The organism is Paenibacillus plantiphilus (genome assembly GCF_927798095.1).
Classification (GTDB): Bacteria; Bacillota; Bacilli; order Paenibacillales; family Paenibacillaceae; genus Paenibacillus_Z; species Paenibacillus_Z plantiphilus.
On the sequence record NZ_CAKMMF010000037.1, the window covers coordinates 1 to 26154 of the forward strand.

The 26154-nt window shown below is 50.4% G+C and carries 23 protein-coding genes; 17 read left to right on the plus strand and 6 right to left on the minus strand.

Translation table 11 applies throughout. The features are described 5' to 3' along the window. Nucleotides 1-581: 581 nt before the first annotated feature. The gene (locus tag L6H65_RS23405) at nucleotides 582-2354 is read right to left on the minus strand and encodes an ABC transporter ATP-binding protein (protein WP_236345562.1); all 1773 of its coding nucleotides are present in this window, start codon (nucleotides 2352-2354) and stop codon (nucleotides 582-584) included. Next, a complete protein-coding gene (locus L6H65_RS23410) occupies nucleotides 2299-4107 on the minus strand; it encodes an ABC transporter ATP-binding protein (RefSeq protein ID WP_236345564.1) in 1809 nt (602 codons plus the stop codon). Before L6H65_RS23410 ends, L6H65_RS23405 begins: the two co-directional genes overlap by 56 nt. A gap of 241 nt (nucleotides 4108-4348) precedes the next feature. Here L6H65_RS23410 and ndk point away from each other — a divergent pair, with 241 nt between their 5' ends. Beyond that, complete coding sequence (gene ndk / locus L6H65_RS23415; protein ID WP_236345568.1) at nucleotides 4349-4762, plus strand: nucleoside-diphosphate kinase; 414 nt, start codon at nucleotides 4349-4351, stop codon at nucleotides 4760-4762. Between the two features lie 73 nt (nucleotides 4763-4835). Here the strand turns inward: ndk and L6H65_RS23420 are convergent, their stop codons facing one another. Then, nucleotides 4836-5381: a hypothetical protein gene (locus tag L6H65_RS23420; protein WP_236345584.1), complete on the minus strand. Its 546-nt coding sequence runs from the start codon at nucleotides 5379-5381 to the stop codon at nucleotides 4836-4838. 536 nt (nucleotides 5382-5917) lie between these two features. Between L6H65_RS23420 and nirB the strand changes: the two genes are divergently transcribed. The 6 genes from nirB to L6H65_RS23450 all read left to right on the plus strand — a co-directional run bounded on the left by nirB (nucleotide 5918) and on the right by L6H65_RS23450 (nucleotide 11951). Next, complete coding sequence (gene nirB, locus L6H65_RS23425) at nucleotides 5918-8356, plus strand: nitrite reductase large subunit NirB (protein WP_236345588.1); 2439 nt, start codon at nucleotides 5918-5920, stop codon at nucleotides 8354-8356. A 201-nt stretch (nucleotides 8357-8557) separates the two neighbouring features. Then, complete coding sequence (locus L6H65_RS23430; protein ID WP_236345591.1) at nucleotides 8558-8839, plus strand: hypothetical protein; 282 nt, start codon at nucleotides 8558-8560, stop codon at nucleotides 8837-8839. A gap of 98 nt (nucleotides 8840-8937) precedes the next feature. After that, complete coding sequence (nirD, locus tag L6H65_RS23435) at nucleotides 8938-9252, plus strand: nitrite reductase small subunit NirD (protein WP_236345887.1); 315 nt, start codon at nucleotides 8938-8940, stop codon at nucleotides 9250-9252. Between the two features lie 32 nt (nucleotides 9253-9284). After that, nucleotides 9285-10151: a formate/nitrite transporter family protein gene (locus L6H65_RS23440; RefSeq protein ID WP_236345606.1), complete on the plus strand. Its 867-nt coding sequence runs from the start codon at nucleotides 9285-9287 to the stop codon at nucleotides 10149-10151. A gap of 54 nt (nucleotides 10152-10205) precedes the next feature. Continuing rightward, nucleotides 10206-10994 (plus strand): formate/nitrite transporter family protein, encoded by a 789-nt coding sequence (locus tag L6H65_RS23445; RefSeq protein WP_236345609.1) that lies wholly within the window; start codon nucleotides 10206-10208, stop codon nucleotides 10992-10994. A gap of 27 nt (nucleotides 10995-11021) precedes the next feature. Then, nucleotides 11022-11951, plus strand: a complete 930-nt coding sequence (locus L6H65_RS23450) for an L-lactate dehydrogenase (RefSeq protein ID WP_236345626.1) — start codon at nucleotides 11022-11024, stop codon at nucleotides 11949-11951. A 583-nt stretch (nucleotides 11952-12534) separates the two neighbouring features. Here L6H65_RS23450 and L6H65_RS23455 read toward each other — a convergent pair. Beyond that, nucleotides 12535-13467, minus strand: a complete 933-nt coding sequence (locus L6H65_RS23455) for a dihydroorotate dehydrogenase (RefSeq protein WP_236345643.1) — start codon at nucleotides 13465-13467, stop codon at nucleotides 12535-12537. Then, complete coding sequence (locus tag L6H65_RS23460; protein WP_236345646.1) at nucleotides 13448-14149, minus strand: dihydroorotate dehydrogenase electron transfer subunit; 702 nt, start codon at nucleotides 14147-14149, stop codon at nucleotides 13448-13450. The genes L6H65_RS23455 and L6H65_RS23460 overlap by 20 nt, the downstream gene beginning before the upstream one ends. A 207-nt stretch (nucleotides 14150-14356) precedes the next feature. On the opposite strand from L6H65_RS23460, the gene L6H65_RS23465 reads away from it, so the two are divergent. The 9 genes from L6H65_RS23465 to L6H65_RS23505 all read left to right on the plus strand — a co-directional run bounded on the left by L6H65_RS23465 (nucleotide 14357) and on the right by L6H65_RS23505 (nucleotide 23034). After that, nucleotides 14357-14911, plus strand: a complete 555-nt coding sequence (locus tag L6H65_RS23465; protein ID WP_236345662.1) for a sigma-70 family RNA polymerase sigma factor — start codon at nucleotides 14357-14359, stop codon at nucleotides 14909-14911. Then, entirely contained in the window at nucleotides 14901-16292 is a 1392-nt protein-coding gene (locus L6H65_RS23470) for a hypothetical protein (RefSeq protein ID WP_236345665.1), read from the plus strand. Before L6H65_RS23465 ends, L6H65_RS23470 begins: the two co-directional genes overlap by 11 nt. A 314-nt stretch (nucleotides 16293-16606) precedes the next feature. Further along, nucleotides 16607-17140 carry a DoxX family protein gene (locus L6H65_RS23475; protein WP_236345667.1) on the plus strand — a complete coding sequence of 178 codons (534 nt, stop codon included), beginning with the start codon at nucleotides 16607-16609 and terminating at the stop codon, nucleotides 17138-17140. Between the two features lie 215 nt (nucleotides 17141-17355). Continuing rightward, nucleotides 17356-17892, plus strand: a complete 537-nt coding sequence (locus L6H65_RS23480) for a hemerythrin domain-containing protein (RefSeq protein ID WP_236345894.1) — start codon at nucleotides 17356-17358, stop codon at nucleotides 17890-17892. A 225-nt stretch (nucleotides 17893-18117) separates the two neighbouring features. Further along, nucleotides 18118-18921 carry an alpha/beta fold hydrolase gene (locus L6H65_RS23485; RefSeq protein WP_236345683.1) on the plus strand — a complete coding sequence of 268 codons (804 nt, stop codon included), beginning with the start codon at nucleotides 18118-18120 and terminating at the stop codon, nucleotides 18919-18921. A 106-nt stretch (nucleotides 18922-19027) separates the two neighbouring features. After that, complete coding sequence (locus L6H65_RS23490; protein ID WP_236345686.1) at nucleotides 19028-20542, plus strand: GGDEF domain-containing protein; 1515 nt, start codon at nucleotides 19028-19030, stop codon at nucleotides 20540-20542. Nucleotides 20543-20547: 5 nt separating this feature from the next. After that, on the plus strand, nucleotides 20548-21045 hold the full coding sequence (locus L6H65_RS23495) for a hypothetical protein (protein WP_236345700.1): 498 nt from the start codon (nucleotides 20548-20550) through the stop codon (nucleotides 21043-21045). Nucleotides 21046-21074: 29 nt separating this feature from the next. Beyond that, nucleotides 21075-22070: an HD domain-containing phosphohydrolase gene (locus tag L6H65_RS23500; RefSeq protein WP_236345723.1), complete on the plus strand. Its 996-nt coding sequence runs from the start codon at nucleotides 21075-21077 to the stop codon at nucleotides 22068-22070. 97 nt (nucleotides 22071-22167) lie between these two features. Further along, nucleotides 22168-23034, plus strand: a complete 867-nt coding sequence (locus tag L6H65_RS23505; protein WP_236345726.1) for a GNAT family N-acetyltransferase — start codon at nucleotides 22168-22170, stop codon at nucleotides 23032-23034. A gap of 74 nt (nucleotides 23035-23108) precedes the next feature. On the opposite strand, the gene L6H65_RS23510 is transcribed toward L6H65_RS23505, so the two are convergent. Beyond that, nucleotides 23109-23498, minus strand: a complete 390-nt coding sequence (locus L6H65_RS23510; RefSeq protein WP_236345729.1) for a hypothetical protein — start codon at nucleotides 23496-23498, stop codon at nucleotides 23109-23111. Nucleotides 23499-23758: 260 nt separating this feature from the next. Between L6H65_RS23510 and L6H65_RS23515 the strand changes: the two genes are divergently transcribed. Then, nucleotides 23759-25981 (plus strand): ATP-dependent helicase, encoded by a 2223-nt coding sequence (locus L6H65_RS23515; RefSeq protein ID WP_236345732.1) that lies wholly within the window; start codon nucleotides 23759-23761, stop codon nucleotides 25979-25981. Nucleotides 25982-26154: the final 173 nt, after the last annotated feature.

The following is a 26154-nucleotide window of genomic DNA, read 5'->3' on the forward strand; positions in this document are numbered from 1 at the left end:
TTCTTCGACATGCTAAGCAACTCACGAAGCCAGCCACATAAGGTAAAAAAGCAGCAGTCAGCTCTCGAAAACACATCACCATGTGCTCCACCTCGCCAAATTACCCATATTTACCCATTTCCCATCGCCTCTTTCACAAAGAAAGTAGAATCTCCCTCATTTGTAAACAGTTAATCGACAGTCTCAAATTCAGTGTTACAGCACGGAAAAGTGAAGTGAGGTGCGCCGTAAGCCTGAAAAAACCTCTTACAGATGGCAGAAGTGATTGCTGGAGTAAGCGAGCGGTGGTGGGGGCTCTCATGTAAAAAGCTTTCCCTAAGTAGCAGAGCAAGCTACTTAGGGAAAGCTTTTTCGTCTTCTGTACCGCGCATAACTTCCAGTGCGCGGTGTGGTGTTGCGCGGCGGCAGTTCGACCGCATTGTGAGGTTAGCCAGTGACAAGCGGTGACTCTCGCGGTCTTAAAGCAGCTCATTGCGGCGGCCCTTTGCGGCGGCTCCGCGCCTCTTTTTGCCGCCTTATTATCTGGTCGGCGCAACGCTGCCGACCGTTGGATTGCAGCGTTGCAGACAGAACACTTGCCGCTACCCCGCAACCGCCTGGCTTTGCGCGATCAGCAGCGATGGGTATACCTGACCATGAGCGACCAGTTCATCATGCGTGCCCTGCTCGACAACGCGGCCTTCGGCCATGACGAAGATGAGGTCAGCATTGCGGACGGTTGACAGCCGGTGGGCGATAATGATGGTTGTTTTGCCGACGCGCAGCTTGTCCAGCCGTTCCTGCAGTCGCCGTTCTGTCTCCAGATCGAGCGAGGAGGTAGCCTCGTCCAGAATGAGAATTTCTGGTTCGTCCAATAGCGCGCGGGCGAGGGCAAGACGCTGCTTCTGACCGCCGGACAGTTGGACACCGCGTTCCCCGATCTCTTCCTGGAATGTATTGGGCAGTCTGGAGATGTCCTCATACAGCTGCGCGGAGCGGCAGGCTTCCTCAATGGCAGCTTCGCCGATCCCATCGCGGCCGAAGGTCAGATTGGTGCTCAGCGTATCTGCCATCATATAAGGGTCCTGGAATACGATGCGAACGCGCCGATTCCAATCTTCCACGCGAATATCCTTGAGCGGCTTGCCATTCACGATAATCTGTCCGGCTGTCGGGTCGTAGAATCGGACGAGCAGCTGGGCAATAGTCGATTTGCCGCCACCGCTCGCGCCGACGAAAGCAACCTTCAGCCCCGACGGAATCTCGAAGCTGACATTCTGCAATACCTTTCGATCATTCGATGAATATGCGAATTCGACACCATGGAATGCAATGCTCTCCACAGGCTCAGGTTCGGGCAGGGGCAATGTGCCGGGATCAACCTGCTCTTCATTCATGAGCAACTCCATGCGGTCGATATTGGCCAGCATGCCGGACACGTCCATAATATAGCGGAACAATCGCTGGAACGATTCCATCAATTGATTCGTGAATTGGAACACAATGACGAAAGCTCCCAACGTCAGGCTGCCTGTGAAGAGCTGATAGCCTCCAAAGCCGAGAATGGCGAGCGTTATTACCCAGCGAAGCGGATCGACAAACAGCGTCTGTTTGTTGATCTCCTTGGCTTCCCGCATGACAGAGTTGAAGTAATTTTTATATAGCAGCTGATAGATTGCCGCTTCCCATGCGGTTCGATGGTAGGCGATCGTTTCCCTTGTCGCTGAGATGCTCTCTTCGAGATGGACGGATAATTTGGTGCGATTGTCTTCAACTTCACGATGAACAACCTTAATCCGCTTGGCAAAATAATTCGAGCCGACAATATAGACGACGCTGAACACAGTTACCGCCAGCAGCAGCATCGGACTATGCCAGCCAACAATCCCCATCAGCAGCGAGACATGCAGCAGACGCTGGATGCCGTTCGGCGAATGATAGCCGATCATGCTGCCGCCCTTGTGCAGGTCCTCCGTAATGTATTGCACATAACGCGCGGTCCGCTCATTTTGTACCCGAGACATCGGAATTCGGAAGAAGCGGCGAAGCATGCGAATCAACAGAATGTCATCCATCACATACTCGTTGTACACATATCTGTAAGCCGCGATCGTGAAGAATGCCGAGCTCAATAGAAACGTGAGGCCGAACCAGAGCAGATAAGTCGGGAGCATGTGATACTTTCCCTGTATGAAGACATCGTCGATAATGTACTTCTGCAAGTACGTTGATGCGATGCCAGAGCCTGTCTCAATTAGCATAAAAAGAATAGCAATGATGAACCCGCCGCGTATTGTGGCGATTTGGGCCCAAATCCATTTAAGATAGAACAATGGCTTCACCTCCAGCGGGGACGGCGGCTTGCGTGGTGTCATCCGTCCGCTTCTCTCCGGCGGCCAATTGATAGAAGAGGCCGCGCTGCTCGATCAATTCATCATAGGAGCCCTGCTCTGCAATTACGCCGCCGTCGAGAACGACGATTCGGTCGTAATCCTTGACGGTGCTGAGCCTATGCGCAACGGCGATGGTTGTGCGGCCTGTCAGCAGCTGCTGAAGCGCATCAAGAACAACGTTTTCGCTCACATTATCTAGCGCGGAGGTCGCTTCATCCAGAAGCAATATTTTAGGATTCTTGATCATCATGCGAGCGATGGCGATCCGCTGCTTCTGTCCGCCGGACAGCTTCATGCCGCGCTCTCCAACCATGGTGTCGTAACCATCCGACAGCTCGGTAATGAAGGTATGCGCATGAGCGGCTTTCGCTGCCGCCTCAATCTCCTCGTCGGAGGCCTCGGGATTGCCGAAGCGGATATTTTCACGGACCGTGTTGCCGAATAAGTAAGTGTCCTGAAACACATAGCCGATTGAGCCGCGCAGATCATTGAACGAAAGGCGTTGAAGCGGGATGCCGTCAAGACGGATCTCGCCTGCTGTCGGATCATAGAAGCGGTCGAGCAGCTTCAATAGCGTGGATTTGCCGTTGCCGCTCGTCCCAACGATTGCGACACGTTCGCCTGCACGGATATCCATTGTAATTCCTTTTAGCACTGGCGGGCGGTCAGGGTAAGCGAATTGTACGTTGTCAAAGGAAAGCGCGCCTTTTATCCGTTCCAGCCTTGCTGGCTGAGCAGGCTCTTCCAGCATTGGGACTGTGTGAACAAGATCATACAGCAGGGATACTTCCTGAAGCATCATATTCTGCTCAATGAACTGTGAGATCAAATAGGACAAGCGGAACATGAAGATGCCATACACGAGAAGGAAGGCGATGAACTGACCGACTGTCATCCAGCCCCACTGGATAAGGAAGTAGCCGAGAACGAAGATGCTGACTGTTCCAATTTGGAAAAGAAAGCTGCGCAGGCTCCACCGAAAGTGACCGATAAACACCCAGGAGAGTGTCGTGCGCGTGACATTCTTGAACAAGCCGCGATTGCGGCTGATATCCCATTCCTCGGAACCGAATGCACGGAATTCCCGCGCACCGGATACGCTTTCATAGACCTTTTTGTCGAAGGACGTGCGATCCTCAGCCATCTTGCGGGATAATCGGGAGAACTTGCGATCCAGCCTGGGACCGAAAAAATAGTAGGTAGCGAAGCAGGGAAGAATGATGAGAGACAGCAGCGCAGATTGATAGAGCAGCAGGCAGGCTGCCGCGACAAGGAACAAGCATAGCTGGACAATCTCTGGAAAGAATCGCTTGAATACAAGCTCAGCAGACTGGACCTTGTGATTCAACAGCGAGAGCGTCTCGCCTACCGGGCGTTGCTCGTAATAGGAGAAGCCGAGCTTGCGCAGATGGAGCAGCGCATTGTACTGCAGGTCGCGGGCAGCGCTTGCGCTCACCTTGCTCTGCAGTATATTTCTCGTTAAGCTGCAGACAAGAATAACTAGGAAAGCAGCTGTCAGCATTCCGAGAATCTGATAGAATCCAAGCTTGTCCTGTTCCGGTATGACTTTGTCGATCAATCGTTGGATCAGGAACGGGGAGAGCAGCTCGCCTGCGGCTGCAATTAACCCGCAGCAGATAATGACAGCCATTTTGCCACGATACGGCCGGAGATGGCTGACAACCCACTTATAGGTTGCCCAACTATTGGTGGACGGTTTTGACTCGGTACTCATACTGCGATTCACCCCGAATGATGTAAGTTAAGATAAGCTGCTAAAGGGACATGCCGCTCATTTTTTTAAAATTATAACATAATAGAGTTATTATGGGTAAATAATATATGAGAGGGATCAATGCTCTCATTTGGTATATTTAGCAACAGGATATCAGCATTGTGATAAATCTCATACCGATTGTCGTCCATCTGGGATAGAATGTAGATATGCTGCAACAGTGGAGAAGGAGATGGTGATCATGGAGAAGACGCGTACATTTATTATGGTGAAGCCCGACGGCGTGCATCGGGGACTGGTTGGCGATATTGTCAGACGTTTCGAGCATCGGGGATTTCGATTGGTGGAAGCTAAGATTATGCGTGTGGACAGAGCATTGGCGGAACGCCACTATTCCCAGCATGTTGGGAAGCCATTCTTCGATGAGTTGGCGGATTACATAACGTCCGGTTCTGTATTCGCGATGATTCTGGAAGGGGACAACGCAGTCGCGATCGCCAGAAGCATGATCGGCGCGACCAATCCGGCTGTGGCGACATCAGGAACAATTCGCGGCGACTATGCCACTTCTGTTGAATTCAATGTGATCCACGGCTCCGACTCTCCTGAGAGCGTAGAGCGCGAGATCGGGCTGTTCTTCGGAACGCAGGACTAGATTTAAGGTGATCGGCATAAGCCTGCCATTGTTCGAATGGCGGAGATTTATGCCGATTATTTGTGTCACGAAGTTAGTCGAAATAATGTTCACTTTGCAAGTATGAAAGCACATCATCTGATCCAAAACTTTTCTTGTTTTTTCCGGCTAGTGCATGGACATACATTAAAATTTGATTATTGATATCAAAATAACTTGTCGTTACTTGAAATTCATCTGTTTGGGCAGGTGAACGGTTAATTTTCTTATTTACGTAAGCTGCCAAAAAGATATGTTTTTCAGTAAATGATTCTCCGTTCGAGGTTTTCATTATTGGTAAAGATATAACTACTAAATCTTTTGGAGTAGGGTCTGTTTTTATAGACAGTAAATTTTTATTGACGTTGTAGCCAAAAAAGTTATCTTCAAGTCCAAGCAACGCTATTTTTTTTCGATTGGCAGCTAGTAAAACTGTGGTAGAATGTTTGGAGTCAGTAGAATATTCTTCCTCAACCAACACTTCATTTTCTTTGAATCCATGATTTTGGATGATAGAAGAGAAATTCATTTTAGACGTAAATACAAACACACCACCTATGGAAAGAATAATAACAATCCCAATTATATACCTGATTTTCATTGTCATCCTCCCATGCTTAGAAATGTTTGCGTTCCATTCCTCTCCTTATGTAACTACCAAAAAAACCAACTTTACCATAGAAAAATATTATTTACAAAACTGGTTATTTTTATCGATATAGATAAAGTATGAGCGGCATAAAGATGGTGGTGAAATTAGCGGCATACTCGCACTCCAAAAATGGTGGAGCGATTGCCGTTTTTTTGTTTGCCTACATCAAGGTATGTATGCAGAACGGAATGAATTGACTATCATCACCGCTGTTACTAAGGGAGAAGCGACGGGGAAATGTGATATTTCTCACCTCAAATATAGGGAGGTTGGCGCTGGAATTTCAGTGAATCCCCTGATAACAACGGAGACGTTTTGCAGGTAAGATGAAGGTAGTAAGTGACTTGCCTGATGGGATTGATGCTCTCTCGTTATTATGAACCGGAGATGCTGCATGACATGTGATAATAATCACCGCCATCCCATTGCGCTGTGGAGTATGCTAACCATACTACAATTAAGGAACGACATTGGAGGGAATAACGATGACTGCTAATAAAGAGAAGCTGGTCCTTATCGGCAACGGGATGGCGGGAATAAATACGATTGAGCAAATATTGAAATTGGCTCCTTCACGCTATGAGATTACGGTATTCGGCGGAGAGCCCTACCCCAACTATAACCGAATTATGCTCTCCTATGTATTAGAGGGCAGTAAAACGATTGATGATATCATTCTGAACAGCTGGGAATGGTATAAGGATAACAAGATTACGCTGCACACGGGAACGAATGTGACGCACATCGATACAGCGGCAAAGACAGTGACGACGGATAAAGGCACCATAGTTCCCTACGATCAGCTGATTATCGCGACAGGCTCCAATCCAATTCTGCTGCCGATTCCCGGCAAGGACATGGAGGGCGTAATCGGATTTCGTGATATCGGGGATTGCAGCACGATGATGGATGCAGCCAAGCAGTATAAGAAGGCTGCAGTCATCGGCGGGGGGCTGCTCGGTCTTGAAGCAGCCAAAGGCTTGGTCAATCTTGGCATGGAAGCAACGGTTGTTCACCTGATGCCGGATTTGATGGAGCGTCAACTGGACCCGATTGCGTCCACTATGCTGAAAGCGGAGCTGGAGCGCCAAGGCTTGAAGTTTCTGATGGAGAAGGGAACGAGCGAGATCTATGGCGGCGCTCGGGCGGAAGGGCTGCGTTTCACGGACGGCACAGAGCTGGAAGCGGACCTGGTCGTGATGGCGGTTGGTATTCGTCCGAACACGGCGGTTGCAGATGGCAGTGGAATTGAAGTCAATCGGGGTATCCTCGTCGATGATTTCATGCGGACATCTGCTCCGGACGTATATGCTGTTGGCGAATGCAATGAGCATCGCGGCGTCTGCTACGGACTGGTCGCACCCCTGTTCGAGCAGGGACAGATTCTGGCAAAGCATATAACAGGCACAGCAACTTTGCCTTATGAGGGCTCGATGATGTCCACGAAGCTGAAAATTTCCGGCGTTGATGTTTTCTCGGCGGGAGCGTTCATGGACAGCAAGGAGTTTACTGTTATCCGCAAGCAGGATGAATGGAAGCGGACGTACAAGAAGCTGGTCCTTCAGGAGGGGAAAATCGTCGGCGGGGTACTGTTCGGAGATGTGGCGGATTCGGCAATGATCCAGCAATGGATCAGAAGCGAAACGGTAATGACCGAGGAGCTGTACGCTGAATTTATGGGTACGGCAGCCGCATCGGCCAAATCACCGCTGGAACGCATTGCCGCCATGCCGGAAGAGGAAATTGTGTGCGGCTGCAACGGCGTCTCCAAGGGTGCCATCATGAATGCCATCAACGAGCAAGGACTAACTACGGTAGACGAAATCAAAGCATGCACCGGCGCCGGCCGTTCATGCGGCGGTTGCATTCCGACGGTCGGAAGCATTCTGGAATATGTGCTGGGAGACAAATATTCGGCTGCTGCGGCGAAGAAGGCCGGTATATGCGGCTGTACGACACTGAACAGGGACGAGATTGTGGCCGCGATCCGCGAGAAAAGGCTGACGACAATCCGTGAAGTGATGCATGTGCTGGAATGGAGCAACACGGAAGGCTGCTCCAAGTGCCGCCCGGCCATCAACTACTACCTGGGCATGGCATGGCCGCAGGAGCATGAGGACGAGAAGGACTCCCGCTTCGTCAATGAAAGGTTGAATGCGAACATTCAAAAGGATGGCACCTATACGGTTATCCCACGGATGTACGGCGGTGTTACAACACCTCAGGAGCTGCAGCGCATCGCGGAGGTTGCCGTCAAATACAATGTCGGCATGGTCAAAGTAACCGGAGGCCAGCGGCTGGATCTGGTAGGCGTGAAGAAGGAGGATCTGCCCGATGTATGGGCAGCACTCGATATGCCGTCCGGCTATGGCTACGCCAAGGCGCTTCGCACGGTGAAAACCTGCGTGGGCTCGCTGTATTGCCGCTTCGGAACACAGGATTCGGTGAATATGGGCATCGAGCTTGAGCGGATGTTCGAACGATTGGATATGCCGGCAAAATTGAAGATGGCGGTTAATGGCTGTCCGCGCAATTGTGCGGAATCGTGTACGAAGGACGTTGGCTTCGTCGGCAATGATGGAGGCTGGGAAATCTATGTTGGCGGCAATGGCGGAATTAAGCCGCGGATCGCGGACCTGCTCTGCAAAGTGAAAACGGATGAAGAGCTGAAGGAGATGACGGGAGCCTTCCTCCAATACTACCGGGAGAACGCCAAATATTTGGAGCGTACCTCGGATTGGGTAGAGCGAGTCGGCATGGAGCAAATCATTCAAACGGTTGTCGAGGATGAGAAGAGCCGCCGAGCGCTGAATGAACGAATCGGCATTGCGCTGGCTGGCTTGAAGGATCCATGGAGCGAGGTTATCGCCGATACGGAAATTCGCGAGAAAGTGTACGGGAATGTGGGCAAGTTGAACGGATGAAATGAACTAGCGGGCCGCGGGGCAGGGGGAATGTTCTTACGATCGCTGTTGTTCCCGGAATTTATTGAATTTATTTTACCAACGGTAAAATTCCGGGAACAAAGGCGAACGCTAACGCTTCTCCAGAATCATTTCCCCCCGCCCCGCTCCGCTGTTCTTTATCAAGTTCAACTTATCTAGAGAAAAGAGAAAAAGAGAGCAATGACAGAAAAGATCAGAAAAAGACCAGAAAAGATCATAGAAAGATCAGAGCAAGATCAGAAAAGATCAGAGAAAGATCAGAAAAGATCAGAGAAAGATCAGAGAAAGATCAGGGAAAGATCAGGGAAAGATCAGAGACAGATCGGAAAGATAGAAATAGATATAGATAATAGAAACAAAGTTAAAGTTAGAATTAGAGTTAAAGATAGAAATAGAGATAAAGATAGAGATAAAGATAGAGATAAAGATAGAGATAAAGATAGAGATAGGGATAGTGAGTGATTTTGATAAGTTTGATATGAATTATAGGGAACGGAGTGGTAGATATGGGTAATTCGACAAGCTCGACAAGCTCGGCAAGCTTTGGAGCGGCGGAGACGATGCGTACTTTCAGAATTGGAGGTTTGGATGATTTTATCGTTCGGATCGGGCGCACGGTGAAGGTGGAGGGTATGGAGATCGCGGTATTCCGTACAAGCGATAACCGCATTTTTGCTGTCGAGAATAAGAATCCGCACAGGAAGGGCGGTCCGCTGTCGGAGGGCATTGTATCCGGGCATGATCTGTTCGATCCGCTGTATGACTTGAAGATCAATCTGGAGACGGGGAAAGTATACGCGCCGGACACCGGTCAGGTTCGTACCTACCCTGTGACGATCCAAGGCGACGATGTGGAGATTGGCCTGACGGTATAGCTGCTTATAGCAACCAAAGGAGTGGTTATGTTATGTACAGAGATACGTTGGAATTGGTTGTTAAATCCGCGCTTGCCAAGAAGGCGCTGTTCCAGGAGAGCAAGCTCAGATATCTGCTCTCTTCCGGCTTGGCAGGCGCTTATGTCGGCATCGGCATTGTGCTGATCTTCACAGTGGGAGCCTCGCTGGCTGCAGCGAACTCCTCCGTAACCTCGCTCGTAATGGGCATGTCCTTCGGCATCGCTCTCACCCTCGTCATCTTCGCAGGCTCGGAGCTGTTCACCGGCAATAACATGCTGTTCACGGTCAGCTCGCTATCGAGGGCGACGACATGGAGAGACGCTTGGCGGAATTGGGTTTGGTGCTACTTCGGCAATCTGATGGGTGCGATGGTATTGTGTTTGATCATCATCGGAACCGGCTTGTTCGCGGAAATTGCACCAGAGCATCTATTATTCAAGATTGCAGCTAAAAAAATGAATCTCGATGTCATGCAGCTCTTCTTTCGCGGCTTGATGTGCAACTGGCTTGTCTGCCTCGCTATCTGGACCTCAATGAGAGCCAAGGAGGATACTGCGAAGCTCATTCTGATCTTCTGGATGCTGTTCGCCTTCATCGCATCGGGCTATGAGCATAGTATCGCTAACATGACGGTTCTCGGTCTTGCCCTGCTGCTGCCGCATCCGGATACGATCACAATTGCCGGCTGGTTCCATAATATGATTCCGGTCACGCTGGGAAATATGGTCGGTGGCGCGTTGTTCGTAGGCATGATGTATTGGGTCATCTCTCCTCTTCGGAAGCAGAAGGCCAAAGCTGCCTCTGGCGCCGGTGCAAATGCTGGCGCAAATACGGATGCTGGTGCGGCGGAAGCTGCAGGCTCGACTAAAACAGCCTAAATAAGGTATGGTATTATATAACAAACAATAGATTACTAGAGAAGCAGGTGAACTATGGAAGCACAACATCTGGAGCATGTCGTAGAGCTGGCTGCCAAAAAATACAACATATACCGCAAAAGCAAGCCGCGCTTCATACTCCGTTCTATGCTGGCCAGCATGTTTATCGGCTTCGGCGTAATCGTCGCTTTCAAGACGGGTAATTTCTTCTACTTGGAGCACTCGCCTATGACCTATCCGATGGCCGCGCTGACCTTCGGAGCCGCTATTATTCTTATTGCCTTCGGCGGCGGGGATCTGTTCACGGGCAACACGTTCTACTTCACCTATGCAGCGATGAAACGGAAGATCAAGTGGTTCGCAGTCGTTCGCATATGGATGACCAGCTATATGGGCAATATTCTTGGCGCTACCGCCTTTGCGATGCTCATATTGGGAACAGGGCTGTTCGAGGACAGCAATGTGAACGGCTTCCTGCTGAGTGTGGTGGACAAAAAGATGAATACGCCAATGATGGAGCTTTTCTTTCGCGCCATTCTATGTAACTGGCTTGTCTGTCTCGCCTTCTTCATACCGATGACAATGAAGGGCGACGGGGCCAAAATGTTCGCGATGATGCTATTTGTTTTCTGCTTCTTCATCTCGGGGTATGAACATAGTGTAGCCAACATGTGCACCTTTGCCATCGCTCTTGTGCTGGACCACCCGGGAACGATCTCATGGGGAGGCGTATTCCATAATCTGATTCCTGTCACGTTCGGGAATTTGATTGGAGGAAGTCTTTTGATGGCCATGGTATACTACTATTTGAATCGTCCGCTGGATGATCAGCCCAATTCGTAATCCCGCATAGGGGAAAGGAGTGTCGGAATGGACACAAGCAAACCAAAGAAGACTAGAATCGTCGTTATCGGTATCGGTGCGGTGGGTTCAACGACAGCCTATACGCTGCTGTTAAAGGAGCGAATGGACGAACTCGTATTAATTGACGCCAACCAAGCGAAGGCTGTCGGTGACGCATTGGATATGAATCACGGACTGCCATTTGTAGGGAGAACAAGGGTGTGGGCCGGTACATATGAAGACTGCCGCGAAGCGGACATCATCATTATTACGGCTGGCGCCGCACAGAAGCCAGGCGAATCCCGTGTCGATCTTCTGAAGCGGAATGTCTCCATCTACGAAAGCATCATTGGCGAAGTGCTGAAGGTCAACGATCATGGCATTCTGCTTATTGCCTCTAATCCGGTAGATATTATGAGTTACTTCTCGCTGAAGAAATCGAACTGGCCGGTCAATCGTGTTATCGGCTCGGGTACGCTGCTGGACAGCGCTCGATTCCGGTACTTGATCGGTGAGAAGCTGAATCTTGACCCTCGCAGCGTTCATGCCCATATTGTCGGGGAGCATGGCGATTCCGAGCTGCCGTTGTGGAGTCTTGCTAATGTGGCAGGTACGGAGCTGGTGCTGGCTGATGAGGATAAAGAGGAGATTTTCACCAATACACGGGACGCTGCTTATCAGATCATTGAATCCAAAGGGGCGACGTATTACGCGATCGCACTGGCGCTCGACCGGATCTGTACCGCTATTCTACGCAACGAAGGCGCTGTGCTGAACGTATCGACGATGCTGGACAATTATCATGGCGTAAGCGACGTGTATCTGGGCGTGCCTTGTATCGTTGATCGGACAGGCGTGCGTGAGATTATGAAGGTGAATATTAGCGATTCGGAGCGGGAGCTTCTGCACCGTTCGGCAGACAAGCTGAAAAACTTGATTCAATCGATCTCCGTATAATCGTACTTATCGGATACAGCTGCAATACAGCATAGATAGAAGGCCTTTCCCGAAGGCAGCAGACCGCTGACTTTGGGAAAGGCCTTTATTAATGACATGACTCTTGTAGCAGGTAATTTCGCTGAAACTCAACATTCACCTATTATTTTGTACGAAAATAGATAGCGTCCCCCCATGCAGCATAGGCACGTGGTCGACCGACCGCCGTCATGCAGCGAAACACCGCGCGCTGGGAGCTGTACTTCTGCTTCAATTGTTCCGCTATAAGCAGGAAATAACGTGTTAACGTGAGAAATGTCAGTGCGAAGGGGTGCTGTAAGCAGGAAAAATCGTGTTATAGCTTTTACAAAGCCACTCCGATCGTGTTCCCTGCCACTTTAAAACGGAAAAACCTGCTTACAGCGCACCGAACGAATATCTCGCCAGCGTTAAGCCGGAAAAAACGTCTTAATGACCGCATCGCGGGCAGCTCGACGGCACCACGGGCAGCTCGACGGCACCACGGGCAGTTCGACCGCACCGTGGGGGCTTTAACACTTTATGTGGTTAGCTCTGAGGCAAGATAAGGATGAGGTTCGGGGCATTAAATAATGCCCCGAATCTCATCCAATGATCGTATTCCCTCCTGCGCCATCAGCTCTCGCAGCTCATCCTCAAGAGCAGCGCCTGCCCGCAAGCGCATGAAATTATACGTTCCGATCTGCACGGCAGCCGCTCCGGCCATGATGAATTCCAGTATATCCTCTGCGCTGGCAATGCCGCCGATGCCAATGACCGGAATGTCTACGGCATGGCTGACCTGATGGACCATCCGCAGCGCAATCGGCTTGATCGCTGGTCCCGACAGACCGGCATACAAGCCGTCGAAAACGCTGCGCTTCTTCCTGATATCGATTGCCATCGCTTGAATCGTATTGATAAGCGACAACCCGTCCGCCCCCTCGGCCTCGCACATGCGGGCCATCTCTGTCAGGTCGCGGGCGCTCGGCGAGAGCTTGACGAGCAGGGGGAGGTCCGTTGCCATGCGGACAGCACGGACAACCTCGCGAGCACGATCCGTATCTACCCCATACTGCAATCCGCCTTCCTTGACGTTCGGACAGGAGATATTCAGCTCGATCATATCGACTGCTCTCCGGCCATTCTTCTTCGATTCCCTGCTGGCCTCCGTTATCAGCATCGCGCCCTCGGCATACTCTCTGATGGATCCGCCACCCAGATTGACGATTATTGCTGTTCCATACTGCATCATCTCTTCCCATTCGCGCTCCAGGAAGGTCGGAATGCCGGGGTTCTCAAGCCCGATGCTGTTTATAAGGCCGGAGTCTGTCTCGAATACCCGCGTGCCGGTATTGCCGGGTCGGGCCTGAAGCGTCAGCCCCTTGGTGACGATGCCGCCGAGCTTGTCCAGCGGATACAGAGCTGCATAAGGCTTGCCGAAGCCGAACGTCCCGGATGCCATCAGGATGGGGTTGGACAGCTGCACGCCTGCCAGCTCACAGGCTAAGGAGATCATGGAAATCTACCTCCCCGGCGGAGAAGACGGGACCCTCAACACATACTCTGCGGTTCACGCCGTCAATCCGCACGGTGCAGCCGCTGCAGGCTCCGATACCGCAGGCCATCCGTTTCTCGACAGAGAAGAACAGCTTGGCTCCTGTTCCCTTTGTTCGATGCGCCAGCAGCTCCATAAGCGGCACGGGTCCGCAGGCGAGGATCGTATCGTATTCACTGGGCTCGACATAATCCGCTATAGTGCCGCCGGACACAACATGAACATCGGCATGTATGGCATGAAATGCCGATACAGCGAACGGATCTCCCGCAAAGCCGAGAAAAACCCGCGAATCGGGGAGCCGTCTTGCAGCGAGGAGAAGCGGGGCGATCCCCATGCCGCCCCCGATGATTGCGGTTCGTCCTTCAGGCTCGGGGAATCCGCGGCCCAGGGGGCCTTCCAACTGAAGCTGGTTGCCGGGCTTTAATTGAGACAGGAGCCGGGTGCCGGTTCCAGAAACCCGGTACAGAAACGAAATGGTCCCTTCGTTTATGTCGTGAACGCTGATGGGACGGGACAGAACAGGGAATGCGCCCCAACAGCGCAGCATGTAGAATTGACCCATAGAGGCGTGGTATTCTCCTTCGACCGTCAGCTGGTAAATGTCGGGGGCAAGCTTATTGTTCACAAGCACGTTAGCCATGCTATCTCTCCCTTCTAATGGAAGTCCGTCATCCCCGTTAAAATATCATATTGAAGCGGCAACGCCTGTGATTTTTCGCATAATAGGGAGAACTTAATAATGGAAATTTTGGTATATTCACAAAATGATTGAGTGATTGCTCTTGCATATGACGTATTACGTATAGCACTACAAGTGGGGGTCTGTGTGGTTATGGAGGACAACGGGTTGGTAGAACGCATTCGAAAACGCGATACGCGTGCATTGGAGGAAGCCATTGATGCGTATGGGCTTGCCTTGAAGGCACTTGTCACGCGCATACTTTCGGGAAGGGGCAGCGCCGAGGATGCGGAGGAGTGCGTAAGCGATGCGTTCCTTGCCGCATGGCATGATATAGATAAGTATGACGGGCAAAGAGGCTCCTTCAGAACATGGCTCTACACGATCGCCAAATATAAGGCACTCGATAAGAGACGTCAAATATCGCGATTGACCAATGCTGCAAGCCTGCAAGAAGACACCCATATAGCGGGCGCTTCGGCAGAGCAGCAAGCCATGTCGAGCGAGACAGAACGCGAGCTCATTGATCTCATACGCAAATTCGGGGAGCCTGATCGGAGCTTGTTCTGGCTGCGGTATTTTTACTATGAAGAGCTGGAGCAGTTGGCTCAATTATTCGGTCTTACGAAAAAGGCCGTCGAAAATCGACTTTACCGATGCAGAGTAGCTTTGAGACAAGCTTTGCATATGACGGAGAAGGGAGATGGAGTAAATGAAGAATGAAGAGCTGCAAATAGTCAAGCTGATGGATCAGATCGACAAGGAAGATGTGATGCAGGAGTTGAAAGATGGACTTTACGATCAGTCCTTGGAGCAATCCTTGCTCGACATTCAAGATGAAGTTGAAGACAAGGCCGCAATTGAACGGATAAAATCACGTACGCTCTCGCTGCTTCAAGAGGGGCATATGCACACGCAGCAATCGGCTAAACGTCGTTTCCTCGGCAGACATGCCAGGCTGCTGGCAGCGGCGGCGGCGGCTATTTTGCTGCTATGTGCGGTTGTTTTCACGATGCCTGACGTGCAGGCTGGATTGAAGAAGGTGCTGCGCTTCCTGCCTGGGATTGGTGTCGTACAAGAAGGCGAGGCGACTCAGGAAACTTATGTACTGGAGAAGCCTTACGTCCAAGCCATTGGCGAGGGAACCTTAACCATCGATGGGATTGTCCTGCAGGCAGAAGGATCGATCATTAACCTGCGCGGGCGGGAAGTCCCTGAGGTTGAACAATTCCAGGCGGAAATCGGAGATAGAATATACACGTTCCGCTCGTTTATGCGGAGCGCCTCCGGCGACTGGTTCGGCAGTTATGGTGTAACGACCGATGCCATTGCTCCGGTTGCAAATGAAATTACGCTGTATGTTGATGGCAGGACGATCGGACCGCTCAAGCTTGTCACCGCCAAGACAGCTTCTGATCTGGAACGCCTTGGAGCAAGCGAGCTGCAGCAGGGCATTCGCGTCACAGCATTCCCGACAGACCTTGGAGATGGCTTGGTGCGCATACAATTGAACGCACAATCTCAGGCTGCAGATAGAATCGTGCATTCATACGGAGTTTCGCCAATTGGAGAAGAAGATATCGGACTCTATGTTGAAGATGATAATGGAACAAAGGCAATAATCCAACAAGACAACGACTTGTCGTATCCATCTGATTTTCGTTTCCGCGAGACGGAGGAAGGAATGAAGACGTATACAGTTGTCATTCCGTACTTGAAGGTATCTGATCGCAATGCTGCGTCTGCTGGAGAAGTTGTCATTCCTGTTCCTCAAGTCGGCAGCAGCCATGAAGTGGATGTGTCCACAGAAATTGACGGTTTCCCTGTTGCATTCACACGCATAGAGAGGACAATAGCATCCGGTGTTAGTGTTGATGTTGACACGGACTTTGATCTGGCGAAGCCGCGAACATTGAACTATTTTCAAATACGTACAGCTGATTCTCCATTTCCTGAATCCTTTAGCTGGGAGGATCATGAGCAGGGGGGAATGAAGACACTCTATCTCGCAATAAATCCAGATCAAACCGAGCTGAGATTCAGTCTTGTCGAGCCTCATTACATCATTAAGGGGCCATGGCGTCTTCCGGTCACAGTGGAGTGAACAACAGTACATCCAGCAAGTAATTGTCGAGCCCGATTCATATCCGCAGGGGCTGCTCCCGTCAGTCTAACAATGACGAGGGAGGGCCCCTCTCATTTTCACGCTATTTTATATTTGGATGTGATTTATTTCACATTCATTTGGGTAAGGCAGAAGTATAATAGAGACATAGAAAACGAAGAAGGTGATTCCGATGGAAAACATTCATTCCGGTGCATCGGTTGCGGCATCGTTCATGTAATTGACGAGGATGGAATACAATCTCTCATGGACTGCAAGCTTGTGGGCTACAAACAAACGGAGGAGTGATTGTCATGATGAAATGGTGGAGAGAAAATGTATGGGCGGCCGGTATTCTAACTATAATTCGACTGGTGCTTGGCTACAAATGGCTGATTGCAGGGTGGGGCAAAATAACAGGCGAGAAGGCATTCGACGCTACGGGCTTCCTGAATGGGGCGCTGGCTAAACCGGTTATGGACAAGGCGACGGGCGAAGCGGTCTACCCGACCTTCAATGCTTTCCTCGAAAATTTCGCGCTGCCGAATGTGAAGCTTATTAACATCCTCATCCCATGGGGCGAATTCCTTGTAGGCCTTGGCCTTATACTCGGAGCTTTGACTATAACGGCTGCGTTCTTCGGCTTATTGATGAACTTCATGTTCATGTTCGCAGGAACGGTAAGCACGAATCCTTGGTTAACGCTGCTGGGCATTCTGGTTATCGTCGGTGGCGCCAACGCTGGCCGCTTCGGATTAGACCGCTACATTCTGCCTGTACTCAACAAGAAGTTCAACCAAATTTTCCGCCGCAAACCGAACAATAGGGCAACAGATGCCGGCGTTTAGTTAGCAAGAAGCTCTCAGCGCGGTGGGGTGGACGGGTGTCACCACACGCCGGCTGCAGCTTCGCTGGAAGGTCTTTGCCAAAGGAATGAAGCAAGCCGTTAGGCGCTTCAACCAGACTGTCCTCGCAAAGGGCAGTCTGGTTTAAAGTCAACTTACATACAGGGGATAGGTCATTCTTCAATATATTTCGTTCAATAAGGAGGTTGAATGATTTGATGCATAAGGCAATGGTGAGACGTCGTCGGGAAGAGCTTCCTCATCCATCTGAACTGATCGTTATGCTGGGACAGCTGCGGAAGGAGCATATCGAATTGCGGTTTATGATTGAGCGGATCGAGTGGGCGGCTGATGGTGTTGAGCGAATGGTTGACGTGTTGGCTGCTGCGAATGAGCTGAGAGAATTGAAGGCATCGATCCGCGAGTTCATGGAGAAGCTGGAGCAGCATGCGGCTTGGGAGGAAGAAACGCTGCTTCCTTTCATTAACGAATATTTCCGCCGCTCCTACAACCATAGAATCGATGATTCCATCTGGACAATGGAAAAGGATCACGAGATGGGACGCATGTATATGGAGCAGTTTCTCCGCAGAGTGAGCGAGATCGATGCGCATCCTAATGCAGGGATGGTGGCCGAGGCGGTACGCTGCCTGCTGCAAGGCTGCGTGCTGCTCAGAGAGCATCTCCGAATAGAGGAGCAGATTGTTTTTCCGCTCGCTGAAGGAATGCTGAGCGGTTCCAGTGGACTGAAATGATCGTAAGCGCTTCCCTAAATGAACTAAGAAATGATGTTTGGAGCTGCTCATTTAAGTGAATCGCATACAGGTCGCAAACAGGTCGCATGCAGGCGTGTGGTTCATGCTGAATGCGGACATGCGGCAGCGAATTAGCTGGAACGAATTTCTCAGTATCCCTGACAATAGCTGTCAGGGATACTGTTATATGATGGGGGCATGAAGATAAGGGGAGTGTTGCAGGAAATGGAAGAAGGCATTGGCAAGAGGGATATCGTTGAGATATCTGATAGCGACAGGCGATTGAATAGGATGGAAACTAGTGAAGCTGTTGGTTTTGTCATGCTGCATGGCGCTGGATTGGGAGCTTGGATTTGGCAGGATACGGTGTCACGAATGGAGCATCCCGTTCTTGCAATTGATTTGCCCGGAAGAGGCAAGCATGCCAATACGCTGACGAAAGAGCTGACGTTTCAGCAGTATGTGGAGGCCGTGCTTGCTGAGGTTGATTCGTTCAACCCCCGGAAGCTGATCCTGGTCTGCCATTCGATAAGCGGCCTTATCGGTCTTGAAATTGCGAGCCTGCGCAAGGATCGTATTGTCGGGTTTATTGCAGTCGGAGCGGCTATTCCTTCGGGGAATGGCTCATTTCTCTCCTGCATCCCCGGCATGCAGCGAGCATTCCTTAGCGTGATGCTTGCGGTCGCAGGCACGAAGCCCCCGGCTTCCGCTATTCGGAGCGGATTATGCAGCGATCTTGACGATCATCTGGCAGCAAGGGTCGTAGAGCGTTTCGTTCCCGAATCGAGAAAAATATATACAGAGAAGCTGACGCGCAGAGGAACCCCGCACAATGCTCTATATGTGCTGTTGAAGCAGGATCGGCAGTTCCAGCCGAGCCTGCAGAAGCGGATGGCTGAGAATCTGCAAGCGAGCGAGACAGCAGAGCTTGATTCCGGGCATCTGCCTATGTTAAGTAAGCCTGAAGAACTAGCGCAAATCTGCAAGCAATATGCGGAGTCAATTGGTGGAGGGGTTCAACGGGCATAGCGGAAGTAAAGATAATATGATTTTTTAAGTTGTCTTTTACTTAATCTTGAAGGAATGAATCGAAATTTGTCGAATATGCTCTTAATGAACTATTAGGAGGCCTTCAATGATACCGCTTGTTGCAACCCTTGCAGGTATTGTATTTTTGGCCGGATCGTTTCTACGGTTTTATTTGCCGCTATTTTGGAATAAGCTGCTGTTATGTGTATGCTCGTTTGTACTCATGGAAGTCATTCTAAAAAACGATTTCGGTGATTTTTCTTTGTTTTTGAACGGGTCCTTCGTACTATTGGCTTCTTATAGCTTTTCTTGGTATGGTGCGCTCATCTCTGTGCTGCTCATTACGTTATTGCCCTATAACGGCGCCGAGATTCAATGGTATCCTATGCCCATGACTGTGCTTCTATTAACAGGGGTTGTAGGCTTAGTGTTCCATCGCCAGTTAAGAAGGAAGCTGGCATCGGAGACCGTCTGGCAGACGCAGCTGTACAAGCAATCGAGACATCTGTCTATTCTGAAGGAGATCGGAATCGCGATTCAAAGCACGATGGAGCTTGGCAAGCTGCTGCACATTATTTTGACAGCGATTACTGCCGGGTATGGATTGGGCTTTAATCGGGCGCTGCTCTTCCTGATTGATGAAAGCGATTCCCGTTTGAAGGGCGAGCTTGGCATCGGCTCCATGAATGAGGAGGAAGGCATCGCCATTTGGAATGCGGTGGTCAATACTCGAATGGATTTGGGCGATTTCATCGATATGAAGGACGAGAAGCAGGTTCATGACTATGAGCTGAATGGACTGCTGCGCGATACGGTTATCCCGATAACCTCGAATCATATTATCGGGCTTGCCATAACAGAGCAAAAGCCTTATATCGTTCGTGAGATTGATCGAAATGATCCCTTACAGTTAATGATAGCTGCGAGATTCCTCATGACCTCGTTCGCTGTTATCCCGATGCTGAATCAGGGCAAGGCGCTGGGCATTATTATTGTCGATAATAATATTAATCATGAGCCGCTTGATCTGGAGGAAGTGGACAGCATTGTTCCTCTGGCAGCCCAGGCTTCTATTGCGATTGAGAATTCACGTTTGTACAAGCGGACGCAGCAGATGTCGATAACGGATGGTTTAACAGGTCTGTATAATCAGCGCTACTTGCAGGAGACGCTGCATAAGCTTGCTGCACAAGCGGATCAGAATGGCAGTCCACTGGGATTGATCATTCTAGATATCGATTTCTTCAAGCATTACAATGATACGAACGGGCATCTGGAAGGCAACAAGGTATTGATAGAGCTTGCCCGAATAATAACGAAGTCAGTGGACAAGCTGCATGTTCCTTGCCGTTTTGGAGGGGAGGAATTTGTTGTGCTTCTGCCGGAAACTTCACTTGAAGGGGCGCAGCGCACGGCTGAACAGATTCGTTCCTTGGTTGAGCAATTCCCTTTCCACAATGCACAGTCACAGCCGAATGGCGCGGTGACGGTGAGTGTTGGGCTGGCTTCTTACCGGCATGGGATGAGCATTCAACAGCTGCAGGATCGGGCCGATACTGCGCTCTATGAAGCGAAGAGAAACGGCAAGAATCAGGTCATTGTATATCGGGAGGGGGCTTGATTACAGTGATCAATGCACTACAAACCATTCTGCTGCTGCTGCTCGCCGTAGTAGCCCTGCTAGGAAGCAGATGGGGGTACTTGCTGTACCTCCGCCTATTCACCAGAGAGCAATTGAAGCGCTTGGACAATACGTCGTTGGAGGATCTGAGGTTCTCATTCGACAGAATGGTCTACGCTATACCGCTGCCAACGAATCAGCCGTCCATCGTGCAGGCGGAGAAGGAACGCTTCCGTATCGTTGAAGATTTTGACTCCTGGATCTATCCCAGGTTGAATGGCGTTCGGGTATTATTGAAGCCTAAGCAGGGTGAAGAGCTGCTGATCGCTTACATGTCCGCTGACCAATTCCGAGTGCCTGTCCTGGATCGGCTATTGATAGACGGCAGCATCAATAGACAAATATATCGCCGCATTAGTGCGACCAAGCTTACCATGCTATCGACCAAAGAGGAGATTATTGGAGAGGTGTATTCCAAAATTCATAATAAGCGGTTCTCATAAACAGTGTAACGAGCGAAGAAGGAGACTACATGAATTCACAGCTGCACACATTCCTGTCGTTGGCGGATGCTGTTATTATTACGGATGAGAGTCATACTATATTAGCAGTTAATGAGACCTATGAAAGGGTTACAGGTTACTCCGCAAGCAACATTGTCGGCAAGAAAGCGGCTATTTTGCGGAGCCCGTATACCCCAAAAGAGACGCATAACTGCATGAAGGAAGCGATCCATTCCGGTCGTCCGTGGTCGGGCGTATTCACGAATTATAAGCAGAATCAAGAGCTGTGGCATTCCTCTATTACAATTACTCCCTTCGACATCGACGGGGAGCTTTATTTTGTAGGCATGTTTCGTGAGCTTGAGCAGCTTGCAAGCGGGTATTATCTCGATGATGGACGGGTTAGACAGATCCAGGGCTCCTTGTTGAAGGTGCTTGCTATTTCCTGTGAGATTCGCGACCCTGGCATCGAATCACATCTGCTGAGGGTGCGGCAATTAACGGAGAAGCTTGTGCTCATGCATAATGACAGGCTCGGATTAGGCATGGTGCGTGAAGCAATGTCCCGAATTGCTCATGCCAGCATCCTTCACGACATTGGCAAATCGTCTATACCGGAAGGCATTCTCTATAAGCCAGGGCCTCTTGCCCATTATGAGCGGACCATTATTGAGATGCACACGCTGATCGGCGTGGACATTCTGGACAAGATCTACGCAGAGCTCAATGATGAGTTGTTCGAGAGCGAGCTGTCTACAGCCAAAAATATTATTTTGCATCATCATGAGAAGTGGGACGGAACCGGTTACCCGCACGGCCTGCAAGGAAGCGATATTCCGCTTGAAGCCCGTATCGTCAGTGTTGTCGATGTATTCGATGCGTTAACGAGCAAGCGGCCCTACAAGGAAAAGTGGAGCGTAGAGCGTTCTATTCAATATCTCATTGATCAGAGAGGCCAGCAGTTCGATTCGGACATCGTTGATTCCTTCGTGGCTCTGTTTGAGGATGGGCAATTCGATATTTGAGCAGGCATGCGGGCGAAGTATAACAGTAGCAGAGGAGGCGACGGATACGAGTAAGTATGGAGCCTTCTGAGCATATGTTTCTTGCTAAGAGAAAGATATGAACAGAATGCGAGGGATTAACGTGATTAAAGAGTTGGAAGTCCAACAGTATGCTGCAATCCGGCCATTGCTGGAGGGCATGGGGAGAAATCCGGTTATTGAGGGCGTTATTGACGGCAATAATCGGGGGAGAATTTTCGCGGATCATGCACAAGCGCCAACAGCTGCTTTCGTGTGGGCGAAGAATGAAATGTTCTATCTTCTTGGAGCTGGGGGCGAACAGAGCAAGGGATTCAATGGGCAACTGGAGCATTTTATTATTCAGACGATCAAGCCCCTGGCGTTAGCTGACGGCGAGGATTATTTCAACATGGAGATACCCTCCTATCCCTGCTGGCAATCTACGATTGACAGCTATTTCCGCAATCAGCTTAACAGGGGAGAACGGGTTCCTTTTATATTTCGGAGGGATCAGTTTCAACTGCGGCGGCTTGCGAATACAGCCTCTCTTGCGAGCGGCTACGAGCTCAGAGCAATTGACCGCATCGCGATCGAGATGGATACGGAGCGGACAATGACGAAGGAGATTCTGAAATTCTGGGAATCGATAGAGCAGTTTATGAGCATGGGAATTGGATACTGTGTGATGAAAGGGCATGAGGTTGTCGGCACATGTCTATCTGTATTTGTCAGCGGCGACGATTATGAGATCGGCATAAACACGTACAACACCGAGCATCGGGGCAAAGGGCTTGCAACTGCGATGGCGATGCATTTCATCACCGCCTGTCTCCATCGAGGCGGAGTGCCGCATTGGACGACAGAGAGTTTTCGGCTCGATTCGATTGCCATCGCGAACAAGCTTGGCTTCGAGCAGCTTCCGAATTACCCTGTCTACTACCATTCGTTTGAAGAGCTTTTGTAGATAATTCTGCATGGCATGCTGAATAGAGTCACAGAGAGGCTGCTGCGTTAAGTCGCGGCTTCTCTGTGGCTATTTTATTGCCCGTTTAAGAGAACAATTTCTTGTGCGGCAAAGCTTCTGTTGTCCTCGCTAATATTTTGCGGCGTAGCGAGTGTGATTCGAATGAGATCTCCCTGTGAGAAATCCGCCATTTGCAACGGTTTTCCCTCTTGATCCTTAAAATGTGTGCTGCTATCAATTCCTATTCGGCACATGTAGCCTATAGCATCGATGCTACCATTCTTCCCTCTATTGACTTCATCGGAGCAGTTCACAGTAAATTCGTTCTCACTCGTACTCTCAATGGTATCCTCGAATGATTGGACGGGGTTGCCGCATGCGGACATCATAAAGCAGAACATTGCTAGCGCCAGCACGGTCTTCTTAATAAGAATCTCTCCTATCCTATAACAAACAACGTTCACTTCTTGTTTTCAATAACGTCGGTGAGTAGCTTATTGTTGCAGTTTGTTTGCAAGGATGAGAGCTGCATATATTTTGCGCTGGCCAGTAACGGGCTGCTGTTGGTTTGACTTGTTGGATGGGGCAATTTGTGCGATAGTAGCTTTTATTGATTAAATCGGGAAGAAACAGGTCAAGCTCGGGTAAGATTAAGGGAGAAACGTCCGCTGCGGGATTCGGAGCAACGCGGTATTTTTTCATTGTGAGAGAGGTAGTATGCGACATGGAACAATTTGAGCAGTTCTTCATTCGGAAGAATGAGGAGGTCGGGGTATCGTTGAATGAGGTTCAGAAGCAGGCGGTAAGTCAAACGGAGGGCGCTTTGCTGCTGCTGGCCTCGCCGGGCTCAGGGAAAACAACGACTATTATTATGAGAATCGGCTATCTGCTTGAACAGCAGGGGGTTGATCCGGAACGAGTTAAGGCGGTAACGTTCAGCCGCGCCTCGGCGATGGATATGAAGGAGCGCTTCAAGCGATTCTTCCCGGAGCTTGATCCGGTTGACTTCTCTACCATTCACAGTCTCGCCTTCGAGATTATGCGAGAGCACTTTTATAAGACTAGAACCTCCTTCCAAATTATCGAGGGGGCTGTTGAGATGCAGGAGGAAGGGGCTGCTGATGCTGATCCGGATAACCCGCCTCTGCACAAGAAGCTTATTTTGCGAAAAATATATGGTGCGATTAACGGCGACAAGCTGACAGAGGATGGGATGGAGGCGCTGAGTACGTATATCAGCTTTGTTAAGAACAAGTTGATTCCTCAGGAGCAGTGGCCGTCTGTCAAATGCGAGGTGCTGCGGGCGGAACGTATTTTGCGGGAATATGAAATGTTCAAACGTTCAGGCGCCAATAAGCTGCTGGTAGATTACGATGATATGCTGACGATAGCAAATGAGGCTCTGGAGGGGGACGCGAAGCTTCTTCAGAAGTACCAGCAGCGTTATGATTATGTGCTAACCGATGAAAGTCAGGATACGTCAATGGTCCAGCATGCCATAATCGAGAAGCTGGTGCGTGAGCATGGCAATTTGTGCGTCGTTGCTGATGATGATCAAAGCATATATACCTGGCGAGCGGCTGAGCCGCAATATTTGCTCGACTTCCGAGAGGTTTATCCCGATGCGAGCATTCTGTTCATGGAGCAGAATTACCGTTCCTCCAAGGATATCGTGGAGGTGGCGAGTCAGTTCATCAAGCGCAATAAGAATCGGTATGACAAAACGATGTTTACGGTCAACCCGCCGCATGAGCCCATTCGTATCGTGACGCTGGACGATAATCTGGTGCAGGCCAAATATTTGGCAGAGCGGGTTCAGGAGGTTCAGAACCTTCGGAATGTGGCGATTCTGTATCGGAACAATTCGTCCTCCATTATGCTCATGAATGAATTTGACCGGGCGGGTATTCCCTTCTACATGAAGGATGCGGACAACCGCTTTTTCTCGCATTGGGTGGTAGAGGATATATTGAATTTTATGCGGATGTCCTTTACGGACAAGCGGGCGGATATTCTGGAGGCGATCCATACCAAGCTGCATGGGTATATTACGAAGCATCAGATCGAGGTATTGAAGGAGATCAACAATCAGGAATCCGTCTTTGACAATCTGTTGAATTACGTTCAATTGCAGGATTATCAGGGCAAACAGCTGCTGGAATGCAAGGAGACGTTCCAGCAGATGAAGGGCATGCCGCCGTATGAAGCCATTGGCGTGATCCGCAGCCGATTGGGCTATGACAGGGCAATTGATAAGATGAGCGAGCGGCTCGGCTTCAACAAGGAGTATTTGACCGGGATATTGAACACGCTGGGCGAAATTGCGGCGACTCTGGATACGATGGAGCAATTCGCGGCTCGGCTGAAGCATTTGGAATCTCTATTGCGGAAGGCAAAGAGCAACAGGAACGGGAATGCGGTGACCTTCTCCACGCTGCACAGCGCCAAGGGACTGGAGTTTCAGACGGTGTATATGGTGGATGCCGTGGATGGGGTCCTACCATCGTCAAATGATTGCGAGAAGGGGAACGAGGCTCTGCTGGAGGAGGCAACTCGGTTGTTCTATGTTGGGATGACGCGGGCGAAGCTGGACCTGGAGCTGGTCTCTTATAAGGAGCGGGATGGCAAAAAGGTAAAGGAATCGCCCTTCGTTGCGGCTGTTCGGCATATTATGAATCCGCCTGCAGGAGGGATTGCGGGAGGGGATGCCATTAGCGTGTCAGGCCCGCCTGAGGTTCCTGTCAATCCGAACGGAATAAGAAGCCGCGAGGGCTTGGTTGTAGGCCGATTCGTGAAGCACCGCGTTTTTGGCGAGGGCGAAATTGTTGAGCTTACTGCGGAACGGGTCCATATTCGCTGTAATTCGGGCGTAAAAGTGCTGGCTGTGCTGACTTGCCTGGAACGGGGGATCTTGGAGCCGCTAGAGACGGAGACGGCAGCGCTGTAGAGCGGAGAGGCGGCTTGCTGGCATATGTTGGGGGCGATGCAAGGTGTGGGAAAGGTGGGCAGAGTAGGCAGGGCGATGCAAGGGCGGGAAGCTGCCGAACCGTGCGCCGACAGTGGACGACATGCTGAAAGCGCGGGAATGCGTCTTACAGCGTGCGAAGGCAAGTCGTAAGC